32 protein-coding genes are annotated in these 19,653 nt (G+C 68.0%); all 32 read right to left on the bottom strand.

Annotation, left to right across the window (positions count from 1 at the left end; translation table 11 throughout):
* Positions 1 to 15: 15 nt before the first annotated feature.
* The 32 genes from rpsD to fusA all read right to left on the bottom strand — a co-directional run bounded on the left by rpsD (position 16) and on the right by fusA (position 19,647).
* Positions 16 to 642, bottom strand: coding sequence for a 30S ribosomal protein S4 (gene rpsD, locus M8C11_RS12165; protein WP_120573092.1), 627 nt, complete (start codon positions 640 to 642; stop codon positions 16 to 18).
* A gap of 14 nt (positions 643 to 656) precedes the next feature.
* A complete protein-coding gene (gene rpsK / locus M8C11_RS12160; protein ID WP_013288613.1) occupies positions 657 to 1,064 on the bottom strand; it encodes a 30S ribosomal protein S11 in 408 nt (135 codons plus the stop codon).
* Between the two features lie 18 nt (positions 1,065 to 1,082).
* Positions 1,083 to 1,463 (bottom strand): 30S ribosomal protein S13, encoded by a 381-nt coding sequence (gene rpsM / locus M8C11_RS12155; RefSeq protein ID WP_013288614.1) that lies wholly within the window; start codon positions 1,461 to 1,463, stop codon positions 1,083 to 1,085.
* 211 nt (positions 1,464 to 1,674) lie between these two features.
* On the bottom strand, positions 1,675 to 1,788 hold the full coding sequence (gene rpmJ / locus M8C11_RS12150; protein ID WP_012184307.1) for a 50S ribosomal protein L36: 114 nt from the start codon (positions 1,786 to 1,788) through the stop codon (positions 1,675 to 1,677).
* A gap of 90 nt (positions 1,789 to 1,878) precedes the next feature.
* Positions 1,879 to 2,100 (bottom strand): translation initiation factor IF-1, encoded by a 222-nt coding sequence (gene infA / locus M8C11_RS12145; RefSeq protein WP_007073013.1) that lies wholly within the window; start codon positions 2,098 to 2,100, stop codon positions 1,879 to 1,881.
* Between the two features lie 232 nt (positions 2,101 to 2,332).
* Entirely contained in the window at positions 2,333 to 2,857 is a 525-nt protein-coding gene (locus M8C11_RS12140; protein WP_194801540.1) for a DUF1707 domain-containing protein, read from the bottom strand.
* Between the two features lie 81 nt (positions 2,858 to 2,938).
* Entirely contained in the window at positions 2,939 to 3,793 is an 855-nt protein-coding gene (map, locus tag M8C11_RS12135) for a type I methionyl aminopeptidase (RefSeq protein ID WP_120573090.1), read from the bottom strand.
* 96 nt (positions 3,794 to 3,889) lie between these two features.
* A complete protein-coding gene (locus M8C11_RS12130; protein ID WP_013288618.1) occupies positions 3,890 to 4,543 on the bottom strand; it encodes an adenylate kinase in 654 nt (217 codons plus the stop codon).
* Positions 4,544 to 5,872, bottom strand: a complete 1,329-nt coding sequence (gene secY, locus M8C11_RS12125; protein WP_091426376.1) for a preprotein translocase subunit SecY — start codon at positions 5,870 to 5,872, stop codon at positions 4,544 to 4,546. It abuts the gene before it with no gap.
* Between the two features lie 235 nt (positions 5,873 to 6,107).
* Positions 6,108 to 6,551 carry a 50S ribosomal protein L15 gene (gene rplO, locus M8C11_RS12120; RefSeq protein WP_091426377.1) on the bottom strand — a complete coding sequence of 148 codons (444 nt, stop codon included), beginning with the start codon at positions 6,549 to 6,551 and terminating at the stop codon, positions 6,108 to 6,110.
* Positions 6,551 to 6,733: a 50S ribosomal protein L30 gene (gene rpmD, locus M8C11_RS12115; RefSeq protein WP_013473693.1), complete on the bottom strand. Its 183-nt coding sequence runs from the start codon at positions 6,731 to 6,733 to the stop codon at positions 6,551 to 6,553. Before rpmD ends, rplO begins: the two co-directional genes overlap by 1 nt.
* Complete coding sequence (gene rpsE, locus M8C11_RS12110; RefSeq protein ID WP_013288621.1) at positions 6,733 to 7,347, bottom strand: 30S ribosomal protein S5; 615 nt, start codon at positions 7,345 to 7,347, stop codon at positions 6,733 to 6,735. The genes rpmD and rpsE overlap by 1 nt, the downstream gene beginning before the upstream one ends.
* 33 nt (positions 7,348 to 7,380) lie before the next feature.
* Entirely contained in the window at positions 7,381 to 7,770 is a 390-nt protein-coding gene (gene rplR / locus M8C11_RS12105) for a 50S ribosomal protein L18 (RefSeq protein WP_013288622.1), read from the bottom strand.
* Positions 7,767 to 8,309, bottom strand: a complete 543-nt coding sequence (gene rplF, locus M8C11_RS12100; protein WP_073828942.1) for a 50S ribosomal protein L6 — start codon at positions 8,307 to 8,309, stop codon at positions 7,767 to 7,769. The genes rplR and rplF overlap by 4 nt, the downstream gene beginning before the upstream one ends.
* Before the next feature lie 16 nt (positions 8,310 to 8,325).
* Entirely contained in the window at positions 8,326 to 8,733 is a 408-nt protein-coding gene (gene rpsH, locus M8C11_RS12095) for a 30S ribosomal protein S8 (protein ID WP_013288624.1), read from the bottom strand.
* Between the two features lie 98 nt (positions 8,734 to 8,831).
* Complete coding sequence (locus tag M8C11_RS12090) at positions 8,832 to 9,017, bottom strand: type Z 30S ribosomal protein S14 (RefSeq protein WP_007073023.1); 186 nt, start codon at positions 9,015 to 9,017, stop codon at positions 8,832 to 8,834.
* Between the two features lies 1 nt (position 9,018).
* On the bottom strand, positions 9,019 to 9,588 hold the full coding sequence (gene rplE / locus M8C11_RS12085; protein WP_135242072.1) for a 50S ribosomal protein L5: 570 nt from the start codon (positions 9,586 to 9,588) through the stop codon (positions 9,019 to 9,021).
* Entirely contained in the window at positions 9,588 to 9,908 is a 321-nt protein-coding gene (gene rplX / locus M8C11_RS12080) for a 50S ribosomal protein L24 (protein WP_013288626.1), read from the bottom strand. The genes rplE and rplX overlap by 1 nt, the downstream gene beginning before the upstream one ends.
* Positions 9,905 to 10,273, bottom strand: coding sequence for a 50S ribosomal protein L14 (gene rplN / locus M8C11_RS12075; RefSeq protein ID WP_007073026.1), 369 nt, complete (start codon positions 10,271 to 10,273; stop codon positions 9,905 to 9,907). Before rplN ends, rplX begins: the two co-directional genes overlap by 4 nt.
* A gap of 98 nt (positions 10,274 to 10,371) precedes the next feature.
* On the bottom strand, positions 10,372 to 10,647 hold the full coding sequence (gene rpsQ, locus M8C11_RS12070) for a 30S ribosomal protein S17 (protein WP_013288627.1): 276 nt from the start codon (positions 10,645 to 10,647) through the stop codon (positions 10,372 to 10,374).
* Complete coding sequence (gene rpmC / locus M8C11_RS12065; protein ID WP_013288628.1) at positions 10,644 to 10,880, bottom strand: 50S ribosomal protein L29; 237 nt, start codon at positions 10,878 to 10,880, stop codon at positions 10,644 to 10,646. Before rpmC ends, rpsQ begins: the two co-directional genes overlap by 4 nt.
* Positions 10,880 to 11,305, bottom strand: a complete 426-nt coding sequence (gene rplP / locus M8C11_RS12060) for a 50S ribosomal protein L16 (RefSeq protein ID WP_007465292.1) — start codon at positions 11,303 to 11,305, stop codon at positions 10,880 to 10,882. Before rplP ends, rpmC begins: the two co-directional genes overlap by 1 nt.
* 3 nt (positions 11,306 to 11,308) lie before the next feature.
* Positions 11,309 to 12,196: a 30S ribosomal protein S3 gene (gene rpsC / locus M8C11_RS12055; RefSeq protein ID WP_013473694.1), complete on the bottom strand. Its 888-nt coding sequence runs from the start codon at positions 12,194 to 12,196 to the stop codon at positions 11,309 to 11,311.
* Entirely contained in the window at positions 12,196 to 12,645 is a 450-nt protein-coding gene (rplV, locus tag M8C11_RS12050; RefSeq protein WP_013288630.1) for a 50S ribosomal protein L22, read from the bottom strand. The genes rpsC and rplV overlap by 1 nt, the downstream gene beginning before the upstream one ends.
* A 40-nt stretch (positions 12,646 to 12,685) precedes the next feature.
* Positions 12,686 to 12,967, bottom strand: a complete 282-nt coding sequence (gene rpsS, locus M8C11_RS12045) for a 30S ribosomal protein S19 (RefSeq protein WP_007073032.1) — start codon at positions 12,965 to 12,967, stop codon at positions 12,686 to 12,688.
* Positions 12,968 to 12,979: 12 nt separating this feature from the next.
* A complete protein-coding gene (rplB, locus tag M8C11_RS12040; RefSeq protein WP_013288631.1) occupies positions 12,980 to 13,819 on the bottom strand; it encodes a 50S ribosomal protein L2 in 840 nt (279 codons plus the stop codon).
* A 12-nt stretch (positions 13,820 to 13,831) separates the two neighbouring features.
* Positions 13,832 to 14,134: a 50S ribosomal protein L23 gene (gene rplW / locus M8C11_RS12035; protein ID WP_013288632.1), complete on the bottom strand. Its 303-nt coding sequence runs from the start codon at positions 14,132 to 14,134 to the stop codon at positions 13,832 to 13,834.
* Complete coding sequence (gene rplD, locus M8C11_RS12030) at positions 14,131 to 14,796, bottom strand: 50S ribosomal protein L4 (protein ID WP_120573087.1); 666 nt, start codon at positions 14,794 to 14,796, stop codon at positions 14,131 to 14,133. Before rplD ends, rplW begins: the two co-directional genes overlap by 4 nt.
* Positions 14,793 to 15,458: a 50S ribosomal protein L3 gene (gene rplC / locus M8C11_RS12025; protein ID WP_120573086.1), complete on the bottom strand. Its 666-nt coding sequence runs from the start codon at positions 15,456 to 15,458 to the stop codon at positions 14,793 to 14,795. The genes rplD and rplC overlap by 4 nt, the downstream gene beginning before the upstream one ends.
* Positions 15,459 to 15,469: 11 nt before the next feature.
* Complete coding sequence (gene rpsJ / locus M8C11_RS12020; protein ID WP_007073037.1) at positions 15,470 to 15,778, bottom strand: 30S ribosomal protein S10; 309 nt, start codon at positions 15,776 to 15,778, stop codon at positions 15,470 to 15,472.
* A gap of 355 nt (positions 15,779 to 16,133) precedes the next feature.
* The gene (tuf, locus tag M8C11_RS12015; RefSeq protein WP_013288635.1) at positions 16,134 to 17,327 is read right to left on the bottom strand and encodes an elongation factor Tu; all 1,194 of its coding nucleotides are present in this window, start codon (positions 17,325 to 17,327) and stop codon (positions 16,134 to 16,136) included.
* Positions 17,328 to 17,550: 223 nt separating this feature from the next.
* Positions 17,551 to 19,647, bottom strand: a complete 2,097-nt coding sequence (gene fusA, locus M8C11_RS12010; protein WP_262013092.1) for an elongation factor G — start codon at positions 19,645 to 19,647, stop codon at positions 17,551 to 17,553.
* Between the last annotated feature and the right edge of the window lie 6 nt (positions 19,648 to 19,653).

Raw genomic sequence — 19,653 nt, 5'->3', positions numbered from 1 at the left:
CACCGCAACGAGCCCTTACTTGGAGTAGAGCTCGACGATCAGCTGCTCCTGGACCTGGGTGTCGATCACCTGGCGGGCCGGGAGCGAGTGCACGAGGATCTTCATCTGGCTCGGGATGGCCTCCAGCCACGCCGGAACCGACCGCGAACCGGCCTGAGCCTGCGCCACCAGGAACGGGGTGAGCTCCTTGCTCTTGCCCCGGACCTCGATGATGTCGTGCTCCTTGACGCGGTACGACGGGATGTCGACCTTCTTGCCGTTCACCGTGAAGTGGCCGTGCTTGACCAGCTGGCGGGCCATGTCCCGGGAGCTGGCGTAGCCGGCCCGGTAGACCACGTTGTCCAGCCGCGACTCGAGGATCTGCAGCAGAACCTCGCCGGTCTTGGCCTCCTTGCTCACGGCCTCTTCGTAGTAGCCGCGGAACTGCTTCTCCAGCACGCCGTAGACACGACGGGCCTTCTGCTTCTCACGGAGCTGGAGCAGGTACTCCGTCTCCTTCGTGCGGCCGCGGCCGTGCTGCCCGGGCGGGAACGGCCGGGACTCGAACGGGCACTTCGGACCATCGCACTTGCTGCCCTTGAGGAACAGCTTCATCTTCTCCCGCCGGCAACGGCGGCAGTCAGCACCGGTGTAACGAGCCATCTCTCTCTAACCTCTCAGACCCGGCGACGCTTCGGCGGACGGCAACCGTTGTGCGGCTGCGGCGTGACGTCGGAGATCTGCCCGACCTCGAGGCCCACTGCCTGCAGCGAACGGATGGCGGTCTCCCGGCCGGAGCCGGGGCCCTTGACGAACACGTCGACCTTGCGCATGCCGTGCTCCATCGCGCGGCGCGCGGCGGCCTCGGCGGCGAGCTGCGCGGCGAACGGAGTCGACTTGCGGGAGCCCTTGAAGCCGACCTGGCCGGAGGAGGCCCAGGAGATGACCGCACCGGTCGGGTCCGTGATGGACACGATGGTGTTGTTGAAGGTGCTCTTGATGTGCGCCTGCCCGTGGGCGACGTTCTTGCGTTCCTTGCGCCGGACCTTCTTGACGGCGGCTCCGGCACGAGCCTTCGGTGGCATAAGTCTGTGCGCTCCTAGTTACTTCTTGCCGGGCTTCTTCTTGCCGGCCACGGTCCGCTTCGGGCCCTTCCGGGTCCGCGCGTTGGTCTTGGTGCGCTGGCCACGCACGGGCAGACCGCGACGGTGCCGGATACCGGCGTAGCAGCCGATCTCGACCTTGCGGCGGATGTCAGCGGCGACCTCGCGGCGCAGGTCGCCTTCAACCTTGTAGTTGCCCTCGATGTGGTTCCGGAGCTCGACGAGCTCCTCGTCCGTGAGGTCCCGAACGCGCTTGTCCGGCGAGATGCCGGTCGCGGCGAGCGTCTCCAGGGCGCGGGTACGACCGACCCCGAAGATGTAGGTGAGCGCGATCTCCATCCGCTTCTCGCGGGGGAGATCCACGCCGACTAGACGTGCCATGTGCGGGCGTACTCCTCGTGATGTTGTGGCGGAGGTCTGGACCCGTCCCACCCCGCTACCGGCCGTCCCTGTCCTTCCGGCGTCAAGAACGCCGGCGACCGGGATCGGTCGCTGCCCGAGCGGGCCCCGGCCTCCGACCGGGGGTCAACCACGAGGGGGTACGCGCTGCGCACCCGACCGCGGCTGGGACGAGCTGGTGATGTGTGGGGCGTCAGCCCTGGCGCTGCTTGTGGCGCGGGTCGGTGCAGATGACCATGACCCGGCCGTGCCGGCGGATCACCCGGCACTTGTTGCAGATCCTCTTGACGCTCGGCTTGACCTTCACGGTTGCCTTACTTCCCATCTGGCCCGGAGCCGCGGCGGTGCGCGATCCGGACGTCGAAGACGGACACGGGTCTCCCGGCCGCCGTCAGGCTTACTTGTAGCGGTAGACGATGCGCCCGCGGGTCAGGTCGTACGGCGAGAGTTCGACGACGACCCGGTCCTCCGGCAGGATGCGGATGTAGTGCTGCCGCATCTTGCCGCTGATGTGAGCGAGCACCTTGTGGCCGTTCGCGAGCTCCACCCGGAACATGGCGTTCGGCAGGGGCTCGATGACCCGACCCTCGATCTCGATTGCTCCGTCTTTTTTCGGCATGTCCTCCGCTGTCCTGACGTCGGTTGCTCCGGACGGCTCACAACGTCTTACACGGGTGAACTGACCAAGATCAGGAAACCCGCGCCAGCCGCGGCTCCGACTCCCACCGAAGCGCTGGGTGGGCATGGCGGAGTGGACGCTGTGCGCCGATCCAAAAGTGTACGCCGACCCGTACGTGCTCGCCAAACCGACCGGCGCGACGGTCACCCGGACGGCTCGAATATGACGCAGGTCACGTCTCCGGCAGCTCCCGCTTCGCCCGCCGGCGGGCCTCCCGCTCGACCTGCTTGCGCCGCCGGCGCTCGGCGTCGTGCTCCGGCGCCCCGTGGGCCAGCCCCTGGATCGTCTGGTAGAGCACCACGGCGCCCCACGGGCCGAGCACCCAGATCGGCCAGTAGTCGTCGAACTCGAACTCACCCTCACCGAGCTGGGAGACGAACCAGATCGCGCTGAGGATCAGGGCCACCTTCAGCCAGGGGCCCCAGACCCCCAGCAGCCAGGCGTTACGCGCGCTGACGGCCGCCCGGCCCGGCTCGGCCACCCCGCTCTTGCCGGTCGCGCGCGGAGCCGGCAGGGAGTTCTCCGCCGGCCGGGGACCGGGCAGGTCGGTCAGCAACTCGTCCAGCTCGCCGTAGGTCTTGGCGCCGTACGCCTGCCGCAGCCGGTCGTCGTACTCGCCCAGGTCGAGCCGGCCTTCGGCCAGCGCCACCCGGAGTCGTTCCGCGGTGGCCTCCCGGTCCGCGTCGGCCGCCCGCATCCGGTTGCGCTCATCCATGGGAACAAGCATGGCACCCGATCGCCAAGGCGGCAGCACTCGACCGGGTACGGGGCAGCCCGCTCAGACCGCCGGAGAGTCGACGGACGTCTGCCGGGCGGTCACCAGGTCACCCAGACGGCCTCGTCCGCCGTCCTCGGCCGTGAGCACCCACACGCCGTCGTCCAGCAGCGCCATCGAGTGCTCCACGTGCACCGCCATCGACCCGTCCCGGGTCACCACGGTCCAGCCGTCGGACAGCTCGACGGTACGCGGCGAGCCCATGGTGATCATCGGCTCGATGGCGAGTGCCAGGCCGGGCACCAGGCGCGGGCCCTTGCCGGGGCGACCGTGGTTGAGCACGTGCGGGTCCTGGTGCATCTCGGTGCCGATGCCGTGGCCGCCGTAGCCGTCGACGATGCCGTACCGGCCGCCCTTACGGACCGCGGTCTCGACCGCGTGGGAGATGTCGGTGAGCCGGCCCTTGCCGGAGGCGGCACCCCGCGCCGCCGCCGCGATCCCGGCCCACATGGCGTCCTCGGCCACCGCCGTCATCTTCAGCAGCGCCGGGTCGACCTCGCCGACCGGCACCGTGACGGCCGCGTCGCCGTGCCAGCCGTCCAGCACCGCGCCGCAGTCGATCGAGATCAGGTCGCCCTCGCGCAGCACCTGCGCGGGCGACGGGATGGCGTGCACCACCTGCTGGTTCACCGAGGAGCAGATCGACGCCGGGAAGCCGTGGTAGCCCTTGAACGACGGCACGGCGCCGGCCTCGCGGATGGTCGACTCGGCGATCGCGTCCAGGTCGGCCGTCGACACGCCCGGCGCCACCGCCTCGCGCATCCGGCGCAGGGCACGGGCGACGACCAGACCCGCGGCCCGCATCAGCTCGATCTGCTCGGGGGTCTTCAGCTGGATGTCCAGCTGGGGACGGCGCATGGTGGTGTTTACCTTTCGTTGCGCGTACGCGGAGCAGCGGGGCACGTCGCACGTACCCCGCTGTTCGCACTCTATCCGCCGGGTGGCGGTGGGACCTCAGCCGCCGTACGAGCGCAGCGCGTCGATGGCGCGGACGGTGACGTCCTCCACCGGGCCGGTCGCGTCGATGCCCACCAGCTTGCCCTGGGCGCCGTAGTAGTCGACCAGCGGCGCGGTCTTCTCGGCGTACTCCCGCAGCCGGGCGGCGATGGTCTCCGGCTTGTCGTCGTCCCGCTGGAACAGCTCCGCGCCGCAGCGGTCGCAGACGCCCTCCCGGCTCGGCGAGTCGAACTCGACGTGCCAGATCTTGCCGCAGCCGCGGCAGGTGCGCCGGCCGGACAGGCGCCGGATCACCTCGTCGTCGTCGACGACCAGCTCCAGCACCAGGTCCAGCGCGGTGCCGAGGTCGGCGAGGAGCTTGTCCAGCGCGGCGGCCTGCGGCGTGGTCCGTGGGAAGCCGTCGAGCAGGAAGCCCTCGCTCGCGTCCGGCTCGGCGAGCCGGTCCCGCACCATGTTGATGGTGACCTCGTCCGGGACCAGCTTGCCGGCGTCCATGTACCGCTTGGCCTCGACGCCCAGCGGCGTGCCCTGGGAGACGTTCGCCCGGAAGATGTCACCGGTCGAGATCTTCGGCACCGAGAGGTGCGCGGCGACGAACTCCGCCTGTGTGCCTTTGCCCGCGCCCGGCGGGCCAACCAGAACGAGTCGCATCTACCGCAGGAACCCTTCGTAGTTCCGCTGCATGAGTTGGCTCTCGATCTGCTTCACGGTCTCCAGACCGACGCCGACCATGATGAGCACAGCGGTGCCGCCGAACGGAAAGTTCTGGAACTGCTGGTTGTCGAGCCAGATGAAGAAGAAGTTCGGCAGGATCGCGACGATGCCCAGGTAGAGCGCGCCCGGCAGGGTGATCCGGCTGAGGATGAAGTCGAGGTACTCGGCGGTCGGCTTGCCGGGGCGGATGCCCGGCACGAAGCCGCCGTACTTCTTCATGTTGTCCGCGACCTCGGTCGGGTTGAACGTGATCGACACGTAGAAGTACGTGAAGAAGATGATCAGCAGGAAGTAGATCGCGATGTGCTCCGGCGCGCTCGCCTTCACGATGTGGTTCTGGATCCACGCCTGGGCCTTGCCCGGGTCGTTCTGATCGAAGAACTGGAGCGCGAGCTGCGGCAGGTAGAGCAGCGACGAGGCGAAGATGACCGGGATGACACCCGCCTGGTTCACCTTCAGCGGGATGTAGGTCGACGTGCCGCCGTACATCCGCCGGCCGATCATGCGCTTGGCGTACTGCACCGGGATGCGGCGCTGCGCCTGCTCGATGAACGTGACAGCGGTGATGACCACCAGCACCAGGGCGATGACGAGGAGGAACATCCCCCAGCCCTTGGTGGTCTTGATCTTCCAGCCCTCGCTGGGGAGGCGGGCCGCGATCGAGGTGAAGATCAGCACGGACATGCCGTTGCCGACGCCCCGGTCGGTGATCAGCTCACCGAGCCACATCACCACGCCGGTGCCGGCGGTCATGGTCATGACCAGGATGCCCAGGGTCAGCCAGTTCGGGATGCCGGTGCCCTCGGGCACGATCGGGAACTGGTCGCACTGGTTGTTGAACAGCTGGCCGGAGCGGGCCAGCGCCACGAACGCCGAGGCCTGGAGTACACCCAGGCCCAGCGTCAGGTAGCGGGTGTACTGCGTGATCTTGGCCTGCCCGGCCTGGCCCTCCTTGCGGAGCTGCTCCAGGCGCGGGATCACCACCGTCAGCAGCTGCAGGATGATCGACGCGGTGATGTAGGGCATGATGCCCAGCGCGAAGACCGAGAGCTGGAGCAGCGCGCCACCGGAGAACAGATCCAGCAGGTTGAGCACTCCCGTGCTGCCACCCTGGATCGTGTCGAGGCACTTCTGCACGTTGCCGTACGAGACGCCCGGGCTGGGCAGCGTGGCGCCCAACCGGTAGACCGCGATGATGCCTACTGTGAACAGCAGCTTCTTGCGCAGGTCAGGCGTACGGAACGCACTGAGAAAGGCGGACAGCAACTTCTTCCTCCTGCGCGACGCGGGCCGCCGGTGACGAATCCTGGCGGGGCGGGGTGGTGCCGGGCGGCATGCCCGGTATCCATGGCTGGGAACGGACTCTAACAGTCCGATCCCGGTCCGGGCAGATGTGCCCGGCTACATAAAACGAATCCGATGTTACCCGGCGCACACGTGGCCGGTAGACCATGGCGCCCGCCCAGTTGCGAACAACTGAGCGGGCGCCGTGGACATCGCCTTACAGCTCGGTGACCGAGCCACCGGCGGCGGTGATCTTCTCCTTGGCCGACGCGCTGAACGCGTGCGCCGAGACCTGGAGAGACACGCCACCGAGGTCGCCGGTGCCGAGCACCTTGACCGGGTGACCCTTGCGGACCGCGCCGGCCTCGACCAGCTCGACCGGGCCGATCTGGCCGCCGTTCGGGAACAGCTCGGCCAGCCGGTCCAGGTTGACCACCTGGAACACGACCTTGAACTTGTTCTTGAAGCCCTTCATCTTCGGCAGGCGCATGTGGATGGGCATCTGCCCACCCTCGAACGCCGGCGAGATGTTCTTCCGGGCCTTCGAACCCTTGGTACCGCGACCGGCGGTCTTGCCCTTCGAGCCCTCACCGCGACCCACGCGGGTCTTGTCGGTCTTGGCACCCGGAGCCGGACGCAGGTGGTGCACCTTGATCGTCATTACTCGACCTCCTCGACCTTCACGAGGTGGTTGACCGTGAAGATCATGCCGCGGATCTCCGGCCGGTCCTCCTTGACCACCACGTCGTTGATCCGCTTGAGACCGAGGGAACGCAGCGAGTCACGCTGGTTCTTCTTGGTCCCGATCTCGGACCGGACCTGGGTGACCTTCAGGCGTGCCATCAGGACGCCACCCCCGCCCGCGACGCCAGCATGGCGGCCGGCGCGACGTCCTCGACCGGCAGACCACGACGGGCCGCGACCTGCTCCGGGGACTCGAGCCCCTTCAGGGCCGCCACCGTGGCGTGCACGATGTTGATCGGGTTGGACGAGCCGAGGCTCTTGGAGAGCACGTCGTGGATGCCCGCGCACTCCAGCACGGCACGCACCGGACCACCGGCGATGACGCCCGTACCGGCGGAAGCCGGCTTGAGCAGCACCACACCGGCCGCGTCCTCGCCCGTGACCGGGTGCGGGATCGACTGACCGATCCGCGGCACCTTGAAGAAGTGCTTCTTGGCCTCCTCGACACCCTTGGCGATCGCCGCGGGCACCTCCTTGGCCTTTCCGTAGCCCACACCGACGGTGCCGTCGCCGTCGCCCACGATCACCAGGGCGGTGAAGCTGAAGCGACGACCACCCTTCACGACCTTGGCGACGCGGTTGATCGCGACGACCCGCTCGAGGTGCGGGGTCTTCTCGACGGGCGCGTTTCCGCGGCCGCCCTCACGGCGGTTGTCGCGGCGACCACCCTCGTTGCCACCGGACCCGCCGCCACGGCGCTGTTGACCTGGCATCAGCAGCCTTCCTTCTCTCTCGTGACGGGGTTTCTAGAACTCGAGCCCGGCTTCGCGGGCGGCGTCGGCAAGCGCGGCGACACGCCCCGCGTACCGGTTGCCACCGCGGTCGAAGACGACCTTCGAGACGCCGGCGGCCTTGGCGCGCTCGGCGAGCAGGGCGCCGACCTTGCCGGCCAGGGCGCTCTTGTCGCCCTCGGCGCCGCGCAGCGAGGCGTCCATGGTCGAGGCCGACGCCAGGGTGTGACCCTTGGTGTCGTCCACGACCTGGGCCACCACGTGGCGCAGGGAGCGGGTGACGACCAGGCGGGGACGCTCGGCGGTGCCGCTGACGTTCTTGCGGACCCGGAAGTGCCGACGCGCACGCCCGACGGCACGCTTGGCGGCGACGCCGCGGCGGCGCTTGAGCAGCGTGGCGCTCACTTCTTACCTGCCTTTCCAGCCTTGCGGCGGATGACCTCGCCCTGGTACTTCACGCCCTTGCCCTTGTAGGGCTCCGGCGGACGGATCTTCCGGATGTTGGCGGCGACCTCGCCGACCTGCTGCTTGTCGATGCCGGCCACGTGGAACAGCGTCGGCTTCTCGACCGTGAAGGTGATGCCGTCCGGCGCCTGCACCAGGACCGGGTGCGAGAACCCGAGCGCGAACTCCAGGTCCTTGCCCTTGGCGGTCACGCGGTAACCGGTGCCGGCGATCTCCAGGCTCTTGCGGTAGCCCTCGGTGACACCGACGATCATGTTGGCCACCAGCGTACGGCTCAGGCCGTGCAGCTCCTTGGCCTTGCGCTCGTCGTTGGGCCGGTTGACGTGCAGCTCGCCGTCCTCGCCCCGCTCCGCCGTGATCGGCTCGGCCAGCACGTGGCTCAGTTCGCCCTTGGGGCCCTTGACCTTGACGGTCCGGCCGTCGATCGTGATGTCGACGCCGGCAGGCACCGGGATCGACTTACGTCCAATACGCGACATTTCTACCTGTCTCCCGTTACCAGACGAAGGCGAGGACTTCCCCGCCAACGCTCCGCTTGCGGGCCTGCCGGTCGGTGAGCAGCCCCTGGGACGTCGAAATGATCGCCACGCCCAGCCCGCCGAGCACCCGCGGGAGCCCGTCCGACTTGGCGTACACCCGGAGACCGGGCTTGGACACGCGCTTGATGCCGGCCAGGCTCCGCTCGCGGTTCTGGCCGTACTTCAGCTCGACGACCAGTCGCTTGCCGACGGCGCCCTCCTCGGGCTCCTCGACCGACCAGGTGGCGATGTAACCCTCGGCCTTGAGGACCTCGGCGATGTTCGCCTTGATCTTCGAGTAGGGCATCGTCACCCGGTCGTGGTACGCCTGGTTGGCGTTACGCAGACGCGTGAGCATGTCTGCGATCGGGTCGGTCATCGTCATGAAAACTCGTCAACCTTTCTCGCCGGGGTTCCCCGGGCCAGGCCCGGGGCCTACGGCGAAGAGACAGTTCAGCTGACGCGCCGGAGCGCGCCGGGCTATTACCAGGAAGCCTTGGACACGCCGGGCAGCTCACCGCGGTGGGCCATCTCCCGGATGCACACCCGGCAGAGACCGAACTTGCGGTAGACCGCCTTCGGACGCCCGCACCGCTGGCAGCGGGTGTACGCGCGAACCGAGAACTTCGGCTTCGCGGCCGCCTTGAGGATCAGCGCCTTCTTGGCCATCTCAGTTCTCCTTGAACGGGAAGCCCAGGAGCTTGAGCAGCGCCCGGCCCTCGTCGTCGGTCGTGGCGGTCGTGACCACCGTGATGTCCATGCCCCGCTGGCGATCGATCTTGTCCTGATCGATCTCGTGGAACACCGACTGCTCGGTCAGGCCGAACGTGTAGTTGCCGTGCCCGTCGAGCTTGCGCCCGTCCAGGCCGCGGAAGTCACGGATACGCGGCAGCGCGATCGAGAGCAGCCGGTCCAGGAACTCCCACATCCGGTCGCCGCGAAGGGTGACCTTCGCGCCGATCGGCATGCCCTCGCGGAGCTTGAACTGCGCGATGGACTTGGTGGCCCGCCGGACCTGCGGCTTCTGGCCGGTGATGGTGGCCAGGTCGCGGACGGCCCCGTCGATCAGCTTGGCGTCGCGAGCGGCCTCGCCGACACCCATGTTGACGACGATCTTGACCAGCCGCGGCACCTGCATCGGGTTGCCGAACTCGAACTGCTTCTGCAGCTCGGCCACCACCTCGTTGCGGTACCGCTCCTTGAGGCGCGGCAGGGTCTTGGTTTCGGTAGCCGTGGTCATCAGAGGTCCTTACCGGTGCTACGCGCGATGCGGACCTTCTGGCCGTTGTCGTCGATCCGGTAGCCGACGCGGGTCGGCTTGCCGTCGGAGTCCAGGACCATCACGTTCGAGACGTGGATCGGGGCCTCCTGGGTGACGATGCCACCGGTCTTGGCGCCACGCTGGGTGGTGCTGATACGGGTGTGCTTCTTGACCCGGTTCACGCCCTCGACCAGGACCTTGTCCTGCCGCGGGTAGGCCGCGATGACCTTGCCCTTGGCACCCTTGTCCTTGCCGGCGATGACGACGACCGTGTCGCCCTTCTTGACCTTCACGGTCACAACACCTCCGGCGCGAGAGAGATGATCTTCATGAACCGCTTGTCCCGCAGCTCCCGGCCCACCGGGCCGAAGATACGGGTACCGCGCGGGTCCCCACCGTCCTTGATGATGACGGCGGCGTTCTCGTCGAAGCGGATGTACGACCCGTCCGGCCGCCGCTTCTCCTTGGCGGTCCGAACGACGACGGCCTTGACGACGTCGCCCTTCTTCACACCGGCACCGGGGATCGCGTCCTTGACGGTCGCCACGATGACGTCGCCGATGCTCGCGTAGCGCCGACCGGAGCCGCCGAGCACCCGGATGCACAGGATCTCCCGGGCACCCGTGTTGTCGGCGACGCGCAGTCGCGACTCCTGCTGAATCACGTCTATCTCCTATGTCTGCCGGTTCTCCGGCCGCTCGGGGCGGCCGGAGCCTGGCGGAACCTGCGCCCGACCGAGACCCGGCCGAGCTCGAGCCTTCGCTACTTGGCCTTCTCGAGGATCTCCACGAGCCGCCAGCGCTTGGTGGCGGACAGCGGCCGGGTCTCCATGATCAGGACCCGGTCGCCGATGCCGGCCGAGTTCTGCTCGTCGTGCACCTTCAGCTTGCTCGTACGGCGCATGATCTTGCCGTACAGCGCGTGCTTGACGCGGTCCTCGACCTCGACCACGACGGTCTTGTCCATCTTGTCGCTGACCACGAGGCCCTCGCGGACCTTGCGGCGGGACCGCGCGGGGGCGGTGGTGTTCTCACTCATGATGCAGTCACCTCAGTCGGCGCGGCCGAGAGACCCAGCTCACGCTCACGCATGATCGTGTAGATCCGGGCGATCTCCCGACGGATGACCTGCAGCCGCCGGTTGTTGTCCAGCTGCCCGGTTGCGGCCTGCACGCGGAGGTTGAACAGCTCCGCCTTCGCCTCGCGCAACTTCGTGACCAGCTCCTCCTCGGAGAGCTCACGCAGCTCGGAGGGCTTGACGCCCGCTGCCATCAGGATTCACCCACTTCGCGCGTAACAATGCGGCACTTCATCGGGAGCTTGTGGATCGCGCGACGCATCGCCTCTCGCGCGATCTGCTCGTTGGGGAAGGACATCTCGAAGAGAACCCGCCCCGGCTTCACGTTGGCGACCCACCACTCGGGCGAACCCTTACCGGAACCCATCCGGGTCTCGGCCGGCTTCTTGGTGAGGGCCTGGTCCGGGAAGATCGTGATCCAGACCTTGCCGCCACGCTTGATGTGGCGGGTCATCGCGATACGCGCCGACTCGATCTGGCGGTTGGTCACGTACGCCGGCTCGAGAGCCTGGATCCCGAACTCGCCGAACACCACCCGGTTACCACCCTTGGACGCGCCACTGCGGTCCGGGTGGTGCGGCTTGCGGAAGCCCTTCGGGGGCTTGCGCGGCATCAGCATCTGTCAGCCCTCCTGCTGCGTTTCTGCCGGCTGGTTACCGACCGGAGCCGAGGCGGCTGCGGCGACAGCGCTGCTGTCGACCGGCTCACCGGCCGGCGTCTCCGCCTGCTGCGCGATGGTGGTCGCGGCAGCCCGGCCGGCCTCGGTGCCACCGGCGGTCGTACCGGACGAGCCCGAGCGTCCACGGCGCGGCCGGTCCGGCCGGTCGCCACGGTCGCGGCGCGGGCCGCGCGACGGGGCGGCCTCGGCCGGGGCCTCGCGGCCCGGGACGGCGTCGCCCTTGTAGATCCAGACCTTCACGCCGATCCGGCCGAAGGTGGTACGGGCCTCGAAGAAGCCGTACTCGATGTTGGCCCGCAGCGTGTGCAGCGGAACCCGGCCCTCGCGGTAGAACTCGGTCCGGCTCATCTCGGCGCCGCCCAGACGGCCCGAGACCTGAACCCGGATGCCCTTGCAGGCGGGGTTCTTCATCGCGGACTGCATCGCCTTGCGCATGGCCCGACGGAAGCTGACCCGGCTGGACAGCTGCTCGGCGACGCCCTGGGCGACCAGCTGCGCGTCCGACTCGGGGTTCTTCACCTCGATGATGTTCAGCTGGACCTGCTTGCCGGTGAGCTTCTCCAGCTCGCCGCGGATCCGGTCGGCCTCCGCACCCTTACGGCCGATGACGATGCCCGGCCGGGCGGTGTGGATGTCGACGCGGACCCGGTCACGGGTGCGCTCGATGTCGACCTTGGAGATGCCGGCGCGCTCGAGGCCCTTGGACATCATCCGGCGGATCTTGACATCCTCGCCGATGTAGTCCTTGTAGAGCTTGTCCGCGAACCAGCGGGACTTCCAGTCGGTCGAGATGCCGAGCCGGAACCCGGTCGGGTGAACCTTCTGACCCATTACTCGGCACCCTCCGTCGTGCTCTGCTCCTCAGCGGCCGGCTTGGCCGGAGCGGCCTTCTTCGCCGACTTCTTCGGCGTGGCCGCCGCAACCGCCTCGACCGCCACGGTGATGTGGCAGGTGCGCTTGCGGATCCGGTACGCCCGGCCCTGCGCCCGCGGCCGGAACCGCTTCATGGTCGGGCCCTCGTCGACGAACGCCTCACTGACGAGCAGCGCGTCGGGGTCCAGCCGCTCGTTGTTCTCCGCGTTGGCGATCGCGCTCGCGAGCACCTTGTACACCTGCTCGCTCGCAGCCTGCGGCGCGAACTGCAGCACCGTGAGCGCCTCCTTCGCGGGCAGGCCGCGGACGAGGTTGACCACCCGGCGCGCCTTCATCGGCGAGATGCGCACGTGCCGCGCAACCGCCCGCGCGCCCGGAAGCACCGGAGCGTCGCCCTTTCCTGGCATCGCTGTAACCCCTTGTTCCTCTATCCGTATGCCCGCGGCGTCAGCGCCGGCGGCTCTTCCGGTCGTCCTTCTCGTGACCCTTGAACGTGCGGGTCAGCGCGAACTCGCCGAGCTTGTGCCCGACCATGGCCTCGGTCACGAAAACCGGGACGTGCTTGCGTCCGTCGTGCACGGCGATCGTGTGACCCAGCATCTCCGGGATGATCGTCGAGCGCCGCGACCAGGTCTTGATGACGTTCTTCGAGCCCTTGTCGTTCTGCGTCTCCACCTTCTTGAGCAGGTGGTCGTCGACGAACGGGCCCTTCTTCAGGCTGCGAGGCATGTCTTATCTCCCTCAGCCGCGCTTACGCGTGGCGTAGCGGCGGCGGACGATCAGCCGGTCGCTCGGCTGGCCCTTACGACGGGTGCGGCCCTCGGGCTTACCCTGCGGGTTGACCGGGTGGCGACCACCGGAGGTCTTACCCTCACCACCACCGTGCGGGTGGTCGACCGGGTTCATCGCGACACCACGGACGGTCGGGCGCTTGCCCTTCCACCGCATACGGCCGGCCTTACCCCAGTTGATGTTCGACTGGTCGGCGTTGCCGATCTCGCCGATGCTGGCGCGGCAGCGCACGTCCACACGCCGGATCTCACCGGACGGCATACGCAGGGTCGCGTACGCGCCCTCACGGCCGAGCAGCTGGATGCCGACGCCGGCCGAGCGGGCCAGCTTGGCGCCGCCGCCCGGACGCAGCTCCACGTTGTGGATGGTGGTACCGACCGGGATGTTGCGCAGCGGCAGGTTGTTACCCGGCTTGATGTCGGCGCCCGGACCGGACTCGACGCGGTCGCCCTGCTTCAGGTCCTTCGGCGCGATGATGTAGCGCTTCTCGCCGTCGGCGTAGTGCAGCAGCGCGATGCGCGCGGTGCGGTTCGGGTCGTACTCGATGTGGGCGACCTTCGCCGGCACGCCGTCCTTGTCGACCCGCTTGAAGTCGATCAGACGGTACTGGCGCTTGTGGCCGCCACCGTGGTGCCGCGTGGTGATCCGGCCGTGGGCGTTGCGTCCGCCCTTCTTCGGCAGCGGAGCCAGCAGCGACTTCTCGGGCGTCGACCGGGTGATCTCGGCGAAGTCGGCAACGCTCGAGCCACGCCGGCCCGGCGTCGTCGGCTTGTACTTACGGATAGCCATTGTCTACACCCCTCAGCTGACCGGGCCGCCGAAGGCCTCGATACGGTCACCGTCAGCCAGCTTCACCATCGCGCGCTTGGTGTCCTTGCGCTTGCCGAACCCGGTACGGGTCCGCTTGCGCTTGCCCTCGCGGTTGAGCGTGTTGACCGTCAGGACGCGGACGTTGAAGATCTGCTGGATAGCGATCTTGATCTCGGTCTTGTTGGCGTCCGGGTGCACCAGGAAGGTGTACCAGTTGCGGTTCAGCTCGCTGTAGCTCTTCTCCGAGACGACCGGCGCGACGATGACGTCACGCGGATCGGCGATCGTGCTCACTTGCCATCCTCCTCGGTGGTCTCGGCGGGAACGCCCAGGAACTCGTCCAGGGCCTCCTTGGTGAAGACCACGTCGTCGGCCACCAGCACGTCGTAGGTGTTGAGCTGGCCGGCCTCGATCAGGTGCACCCGGCTGTCCTGCGTGTTGCGCAGGTTCCGCAGCGACACCCAGTTCAGCTCGTCGGTGCTGCTCAGCACGACCAGGACCCGACGGGCCTGGGTCAGCTTGGTCAGCGTGGCCAGGGCCGCCTTGGTGGACGGCTTCTCACCCGAGACGAACGCCTCGACGACGTGCACCTGGCCGGCGCGGGCCCGGTCGGAGAGGGCGCCACGCAGGGCGGCGGCCTTCATCTTCTTCGGGGTGCGCTGGCTGTAGTCGCGCGGCACCGGGCCGTGGACCACGCCACCGCCGGCGAACTGCGGCGCGCGGGTCGAGCCCTGGCGGGCACGACCGGTGCCCTTCTGCTTGTACGGCTTCTTGCCTCCACCGGAGACCTCGCCGCGGGTCTTCGTCTTGTGCGTACCCTGACGGGCCGCCGCGAGCTGGGCCACCACGACCTGGTGCATCAGGGCGATGTTGGCCTGCGCGTCGAAGATGTCGGCCGGCAGCTCGACGGAGCCGCTCTTGGCGCCTTCGACGTTGATCACGTCAACGGTGGTCACTTGGCCGCACCGCCCTTCTTCACCTTCGCCTTGGCCGCAGTGCGGACCAGGACCAGCGCGCCCTTCGGGCCCGGGATGGCGCCGCGGACGAGCAGGAGGTTGTTCTCGGTGTCGACCGCCTGGACGGTCAGGTTCTGGACGGTGTAGCGCACGCCACCCATCCGGCCCGCCATCCGGGTGCCCTTGAAGACGCGACCCGGGGTCGCGCAGGCGCCGATCGAGCCGGGCGAGCGGTGCTTGCGCTCGACACCGTGGCTGGCACGCAGACCGTGGAAGCCGTGCCGCTTCATCGGGCCGGCGTAGCCCTTGCCCTTGGTCTTGCCGGTCACGTCGATCACGACGCCGGCCGGGAACTCCTCGACCGTGACCTCCTGGCCCGGCGCGTAGTCCGCGGCGTCGGAGGTGCGCAGCTCGACGATGTGCCGGCGCGGCGCGACGTCCGCCTTGGCGTAGTGGCCGGCTACCGGCTTCTTGACCTTGCGCGGGTCGATGACCCCGTACGCCAGCTGGACCGCGGAGTAGCCGTCCTTGTCGGCGCTACGAACCTGGCTCACGACGCACGGGCCGGCCTGAACCACGGTCACGGGCACAACCTTGTTGTTGTCCCAGACCTGGGTCATGCCGAGCTTGGCGCCCAGGATCCCCTTGACTTGCCTGTCCATTTGTCCGGTCCCTACAGCTTGATCTCGATGTCGACGCCAGCCGGCAGGTCGAGGCGCATGAGCGAGTCGACCGTCTTCGGGGTCGGGTCGATGATGTCGATCAGACGCTTGTGCGTACGCATCTCGAAGTGCTCGCGCGAGTCCTTGTACTTGTGCGGCGAGCGGATGACGCAGAAACGGTTGATCTCCGTGGGCAGCGGCACCGGGCCAGCGACCTGCGCCCCGGTACGCGTCACCGTCTCGACGATCTTCCGAGCCGAGGAGTCGACGACCTCGTGGTCATAGGCCTTGAGCCGGATGCGGATCTTCTGTCCCGCCATGGTGGCTTCTGTTCCTTCTCTCGATGCCGCTGTGTTGCGGGCGCCTGTACCGGCTGGCACAGGCCCACTTCCGCCGACCCCCGCGGTCGGGCGTGTCGCGCCCGTGGGCCAGGCTCCGCCCCGGGACTCCGGAGCGATTCTCTGACCACGCGGTGGGTCATGGCGCCGATCGCGGGGACCGCGACCTGGACGCCGCGCGAGGGTGGTTGACCGCCGATGGCGGCCAACCACCCTACGCGAGACAGTCTGACTCCCGGAGGTCCAGCGTCAACCGGACGCAGGTGACCGACTGTCGTTACGCAACCTGACTAGTATGCCGCACGACCGGCGGCAACGCTAATCGGGGTTACCCAGCTCACTTGATGATCTTGGTGACGCGACCCGCGCCGACCGTACGACCACCCTCGCGGATCGCGAACTTCAGGTTCTCCTCCATGGCGATGGGCTGGATCAGCTTCACCGTCATCGAGGTGTTGTCGCCCGGCATGACCATCTCGGTGCCCTCGGGCAGCGTGACGACGCCGGTGACGTCCGTGGTCCGGAAGTAGAACTGCGGGCGGTAGTTCTGGAAGAACGGGGTGTGCCGGCCGCCCTCCTCCTTGGAGAGGATGTAGACCGTCGCCTCGAACTCCGTGTGCGGGGTCGTGGTGCCCGGCTTGATGACGACCATGCCGCGCTCGACGTCCTCGCGCTTGATGCCGCGCAGCAGCAGACCGACGTTCTCACCCGCGCGGGCCTCGTCGAGCAGCTTGCGGAACATCTCGATGCCGGTGCAGGTGGTCTTCATCGACTTCTCACGGATGCCGACGATCTCCACCTCCTCGTTCGGCTTGAGGATGCCGCGCTCGGCGCGACCGGTGACCACGGTGCCGCGACCGGTGATGGTGAAGACGTCCTCGATGGGCATGAGGAACGGCTTCTCGGTCTCGCGCTCCGGCTGCGGGATCGCGGTGTCCACGGCGTTCATCAGGTCCAGGAGCTTCCCGGTCCACTCCGGGTCGCCCTCCAGGGCCTTCAGCGCCGAGACCCGGACGACCGGCAGGTCGTCACCCGGGTACTCCTGCGAGGAGAGCAGCTCACGGACCTCGAGCTCGACGAGCTCCAGGAGCTCCTCGTCGTCGACCATGTCGCTCTTGTTGAGCGCCACGACGATGTACGGCACACCGACCTGACGGGCCAGCAGCACGTGCTCGCGGGTCTGCGGCATCGGGCCGTCGGTCGCCGCCACCACCAGGATCGCGCCGTCCATCTGCGCGGCACCGGTGATCATGTTCTTGATGTAGTCGGCGTGACCGGGGCAGTCGACGTGCGCGTAGTGACGCGCCTCGGTCTGGTACTCGACGTGCGCGATGGAGATCGTGATGCCGCGGGCCTTCTCCTCCGGCGCCTTGTCGATCTCGTCGAACGGCGTGTACGGGTTCAGGTCCGGGTACTGGTCGTGCAGGACCTTGGTGATGGCCGCCGTCAGCGTCGTCTTACCGTGGTCGATGTGACCAATGGTGCCGATGTTGACGTGCGGCTTAGTCCGCTCGAACTTCGCCTTCGCCACTGGTGTCCTCCTGTGGACTTTCTTGGTTCGTTCGCCCCGGCGCGCCGTTCGGCGCTTAGGACTCTGTCGACAGCCTTTCCGGCCGGAAGGCCGGAGAGCTTTTGTGGGTTCTGCGGCGATGAAGCCTACAGGCCCGGTCTCACGCAACCCGATCGAGGTGGCCGCGGGCGGGAGAACCCTCCCGCGACCGCCCTCGCGTCATCGGATCAGCCGAGGGTGAGTGTCACTCACCCGTCGACTTGGCGATGATCTCCTTGGCCACCGAGGCCGGAACCTCGGCGTAGGAGTCGAACTGCATGCTGTAGCTAGCCCGGCCCTGGGTCTTCGACCGCAGGTCGCCGACGTAGCCGAACATCTCCGACAGCGGCACCAGAGCCCGGACGACGCGAGCGCCGCTGCGCTCCTCCATCGCCTGGATGATGCCACGCCGGGAGTTGAGGTCGCCGATGACGTCACCCATGTTCTCCTCAGGAGTGGTGACCTCAACGGCCATCATCGGCTCGAGGAGAGCGGGGTCGGCCTTGCGGGCCGCCTCCTTCATCGCCATCGAGCCGGCGATCTTGAACGCCATTTCCGACGAGTCGACCTCGTGGTACTGGCCGTCCACCAGGGTGAGCTTGACGCCCACCAGGGGGAAGCCGGCGAGGATGCCGTACTGCATGGCGTCCTGCGCGCCCGCGTCCACCGAGGGGATGAACTCCCGGGGGATGCGGCCACCGGTCACGGCGTTGGCGAACTCGTACGTCGGGGCGTCGTTGCCCAGCGGCAGCGGCTCCACGCTGATGATCACGCGGGCGTACTGGCCGGAACCACCGGTCTGCTTCTTGTGGGTGTACTCGACCTTCTCCACCTTGCGGCGGATGGTCTCGCGGTACGCCACCTGCGGCTTACCGATGTTCGCCTCGACGTTGAACTCGCGGCGCATCCGGTCGACCAGGATGTCCAGGTGCAGCTCGCCCATGCCGGAGATGACCGTCTGACCGGTCTGGTCGTCCAGCTTGACGCGGAAGGTCGGGTCCTCCTCGGCCAGCCGCTGGATGGCGGTGCTGAGCTTCTCCTGGTCGGCCTTGGTCTTCGGCTCGATGGCCACCTCGATGACCGGCTCCGGGAAGGTCATCGACTCCAGGATGACCGGGTTCGCCGGGTCGCACAGCGTGTCACCGGTGGTGGTCTGCTTCAGACCCTGCACCGCGATGATGTCGCCGGCCTGGGCGGAGCTGCGCTCCTCCCGCTTGTTGGCGTGCATCTGGTAGATCTTGCCGATCCGCTCCTTGCGGTCCTTGGTGGAGTTGATCACCTGAGAACCGGACTCGAGCGTGCCGGAGTAGATCCGGACGTACGTCAGCTTGCCGAGGTGCTTGTCGGTCTGGATCTTGAAGGCCAGGCCGGAGAACGGCTCGGAGACCGAGGGCTTCCGCTGCAGCGGGGTCTCGCCGTCGGTGGCCGTACCCTCGATCGCCGGGATGTCCAGCGGCGAGGGCAGGTACGCGACGACCGCGTCCAGCATCGGCTGGATGCCCTTGTTCTTGAAGGCGGTACCGGTGAGGACCGGGTTGGCCTTGCCGGCGATGGTGGACCGGCGGATGGCGGCCTTGATCTCGTCGACCGAGATCTCCTCGCCCTCGAGGTACTTCTCCATCACCGAGTCGTCGACGTCGGCGAGGGTCTCCATCAGCTTCTCGCGCCACTCGGCGGCCGAGTCGGCGAGGTCGGCCGGGATCTCCTCGACCGCGTAGTCCTCACCCTTCTGGGTCTCGCCGCGCCAGGTCAGCGCACGCATCTCGACCAGGTCGACCACGCCGATGAAGTCGGACTCGGCGCCGATCGGGATCTGGAGGACCAGCGGGGTGGCGTTGAGCCGGTCGATCATCATCTGCACGCAGCGGAAGAAGTCGGCGCCGGTCCGGTCGAGCTTGTTGACGAAGCACATCCGGGGGACGTTGTACTTGTCCGCCTGCCGCCAGACGTTCTCCGTCTGGGGCTCCACGCCGGCCACGCCGTCGTAGACCGCGACCGCACCGTCCAGAACACGCAGCGACCGCTCGACCTCGACCGTGAAGTCGACGTGGCCGGGCGTGTCGATGATCTGGATCGTGTGGCCCTTCCACTCGCACTTGGTGGCGGCGGAAGTGATGGTGATACCGCGCTCCTGCTCCTGCTCCATCCAGTCCATGACGGCGGCGCCCTCGTGGACCTCACCGATCTTGTACGTGATGCCGGTGTAGAACAGGATTCGCTCGGTGGTGGTGGTCTTACCGGCATCGATGTGGGCCATGATGCCGATGTTGCGTACGTTGGCGAGCGCGTCTGCGGCGGCCACTTCAAT

This window comes from Micromonospora sp. CPM1 (assembly GCF_023896895.1).
Classification (GTDB): domain Bacteria; phylum Actinomycetota; class Actinomycetes; order Mycobacteriales; family Micromonosporaceae; genus Micromonospora; species Micromonospora tulbaghiae.
This window is presented reverse-complemented; position numbering and strand designations above follow the sequence as displayed.

Coding starts and splice junctions, on each gene's coding strand:
- rpsD (WP_120573092.1), bottom strand. CDS start 642: ATGGCTCGTTACACCGGTGCTGACTGCCGCCGTTGCCGGCGGGAGAAG.
- rpsK (WP_013288613.1), bottom strand. CDS start 1,064: ATGCCACCGAAGGCTCGTGCCGGAGCCGCCGTCAAGAAGGTCCGGCGC.
- rpsM (WP_013288614.1), bottom strand. CDS start 1,463: ATGGCACGTCTAGTCGGCGTGGATCTCCCCCGCGAGAAGCGGATGGAG.
- infA (WP_007073013.1), bottom strand. CDS start 2,100: ATGCCGAAAAAAGACGGAGCAATCGAGATCGAGGGTCGGGTCATCGAG.
- M8C11_RS12140 (WP_194801540.1), bottom strand. CDS start 2,857: ATGCGGGCGGCCGACGCGGACCGGGAGGCCACCGCGGAACGACTCCGG.
- map (WP_120573090.1), bottom strand. CDS start 3,793: ATGCGCCGTCCCCAGCTGGACATCCAGCTGAAGACCCCCGAGCAGATC.
- M8C11_RS12130 (WP_013288618.1), bottom strand. CDS start 4,543: ATGCGACTCGTTCTGGTTGGCCCGCCGGGCGCGGGCAAAGGCACACAG.
- rplO (WP_091426377.1), bottom strand. CDS start 6,551: ATGACGATCAAGGTGCACCACCTGCGTCCGGCTCCGGGTGCCAAGACC.
- rpmD (WP_013473693.1), bottom strand. CDS start 6,733: ATGGCACGCCTGAAGGTCACCCAGGTCCGGTCCGAGATCGGGACCAAG.
- rpsE (WP_013288621.1), bottom strand. CDS start 7,347: ATGCCAGGTCAACAGCGCCGTGGCGGCGGGTCCGGTGGCAACGAGGGT.
- rplF (WP_073828942.1), bottom strand. CDS start 8,309: ATGTCGCGTATTGGACGTAAGTCGATCCCGGTGCCTGCCGGCGTCGAC.
- rpsH (WP_013288624.1), bottom strand. CDS start 8,733: ATGACGATGACCGACCCGATCGCAGACATGCTCACGCGTCTGCGTAAC.
- M8C11_RS12090 (WP_007073023.1), bottom strand. CDS start 9,017: ATGGCCAAGAAGGCGCTGATCCTCAAGGCGGCCGCGAAGCCGAAGTTC.
- rplE (WP_135242072.1), bottom strand. CDS start 9,588: ATGACCACGGCTACCGAAACCAAGACCCTGCCGCGCCTCAAGGAGCGG.
- rpsQ (WP_013288627.1), bottom strand. CDS start 10,647: ATGAGTGAGAACACCACCGCCCCCGCGCGGTCCCGCCGCAAGGTCCGC.
- rpmC (WP_013288628.1), bottom strand. CDS start 10,880: ATGGCAGCGGGCGTCAAGCCCTCCGAGCTGCGTGAGCTCTCCGAGGAG.
- rplP (WP_007465292.1), bottom strand. CDS start 11,305: ATGCTGATGCCGCGCAAGCCCCCGAAGGGCTTCCGCAAGCCGCACCAC.
- rpsC (WP_013473694.1), bottom strand. CDS start 12,196: ATGGGTCAGAAGGTTCACCCGACCGGGTTCCGGCTCGGCATCTCGACC.
- rplV (WP_013288630.1), bottom strand. CDS start 12,645: ATGCCAGGAAAGGGCGACGCTCCGGTGCTTCCGGGCGCGCGGGCGGTT.
- rpsS (WP_007073032.1), bottom strand. CDS start 12,967: ATGCCTCGCAGCCTGAAGAAGGGCCCGTTCGTCGACGACCACCTGCTC.
- rplB (WP_013288631.1), bottom strand. CDS start 13,819: ATGGCTATCCGTAAGTACAAGCCGACGACGCCGGGCCGGCGTGGCTCG.
- rplC (WP_120573086.1), bottom strand. CDS start 15,458: ATGGACAGGCAAGTCAAGGGGATCCTGGGCGCCAAGCTCGGCATGACC.
- rpsJ (WP_007073037.1), bottom strand. CDS start 15,778: ATGGCGGGACAGAAGATCCGCATCCGGCTCAAGGCCTATGACCACGAG.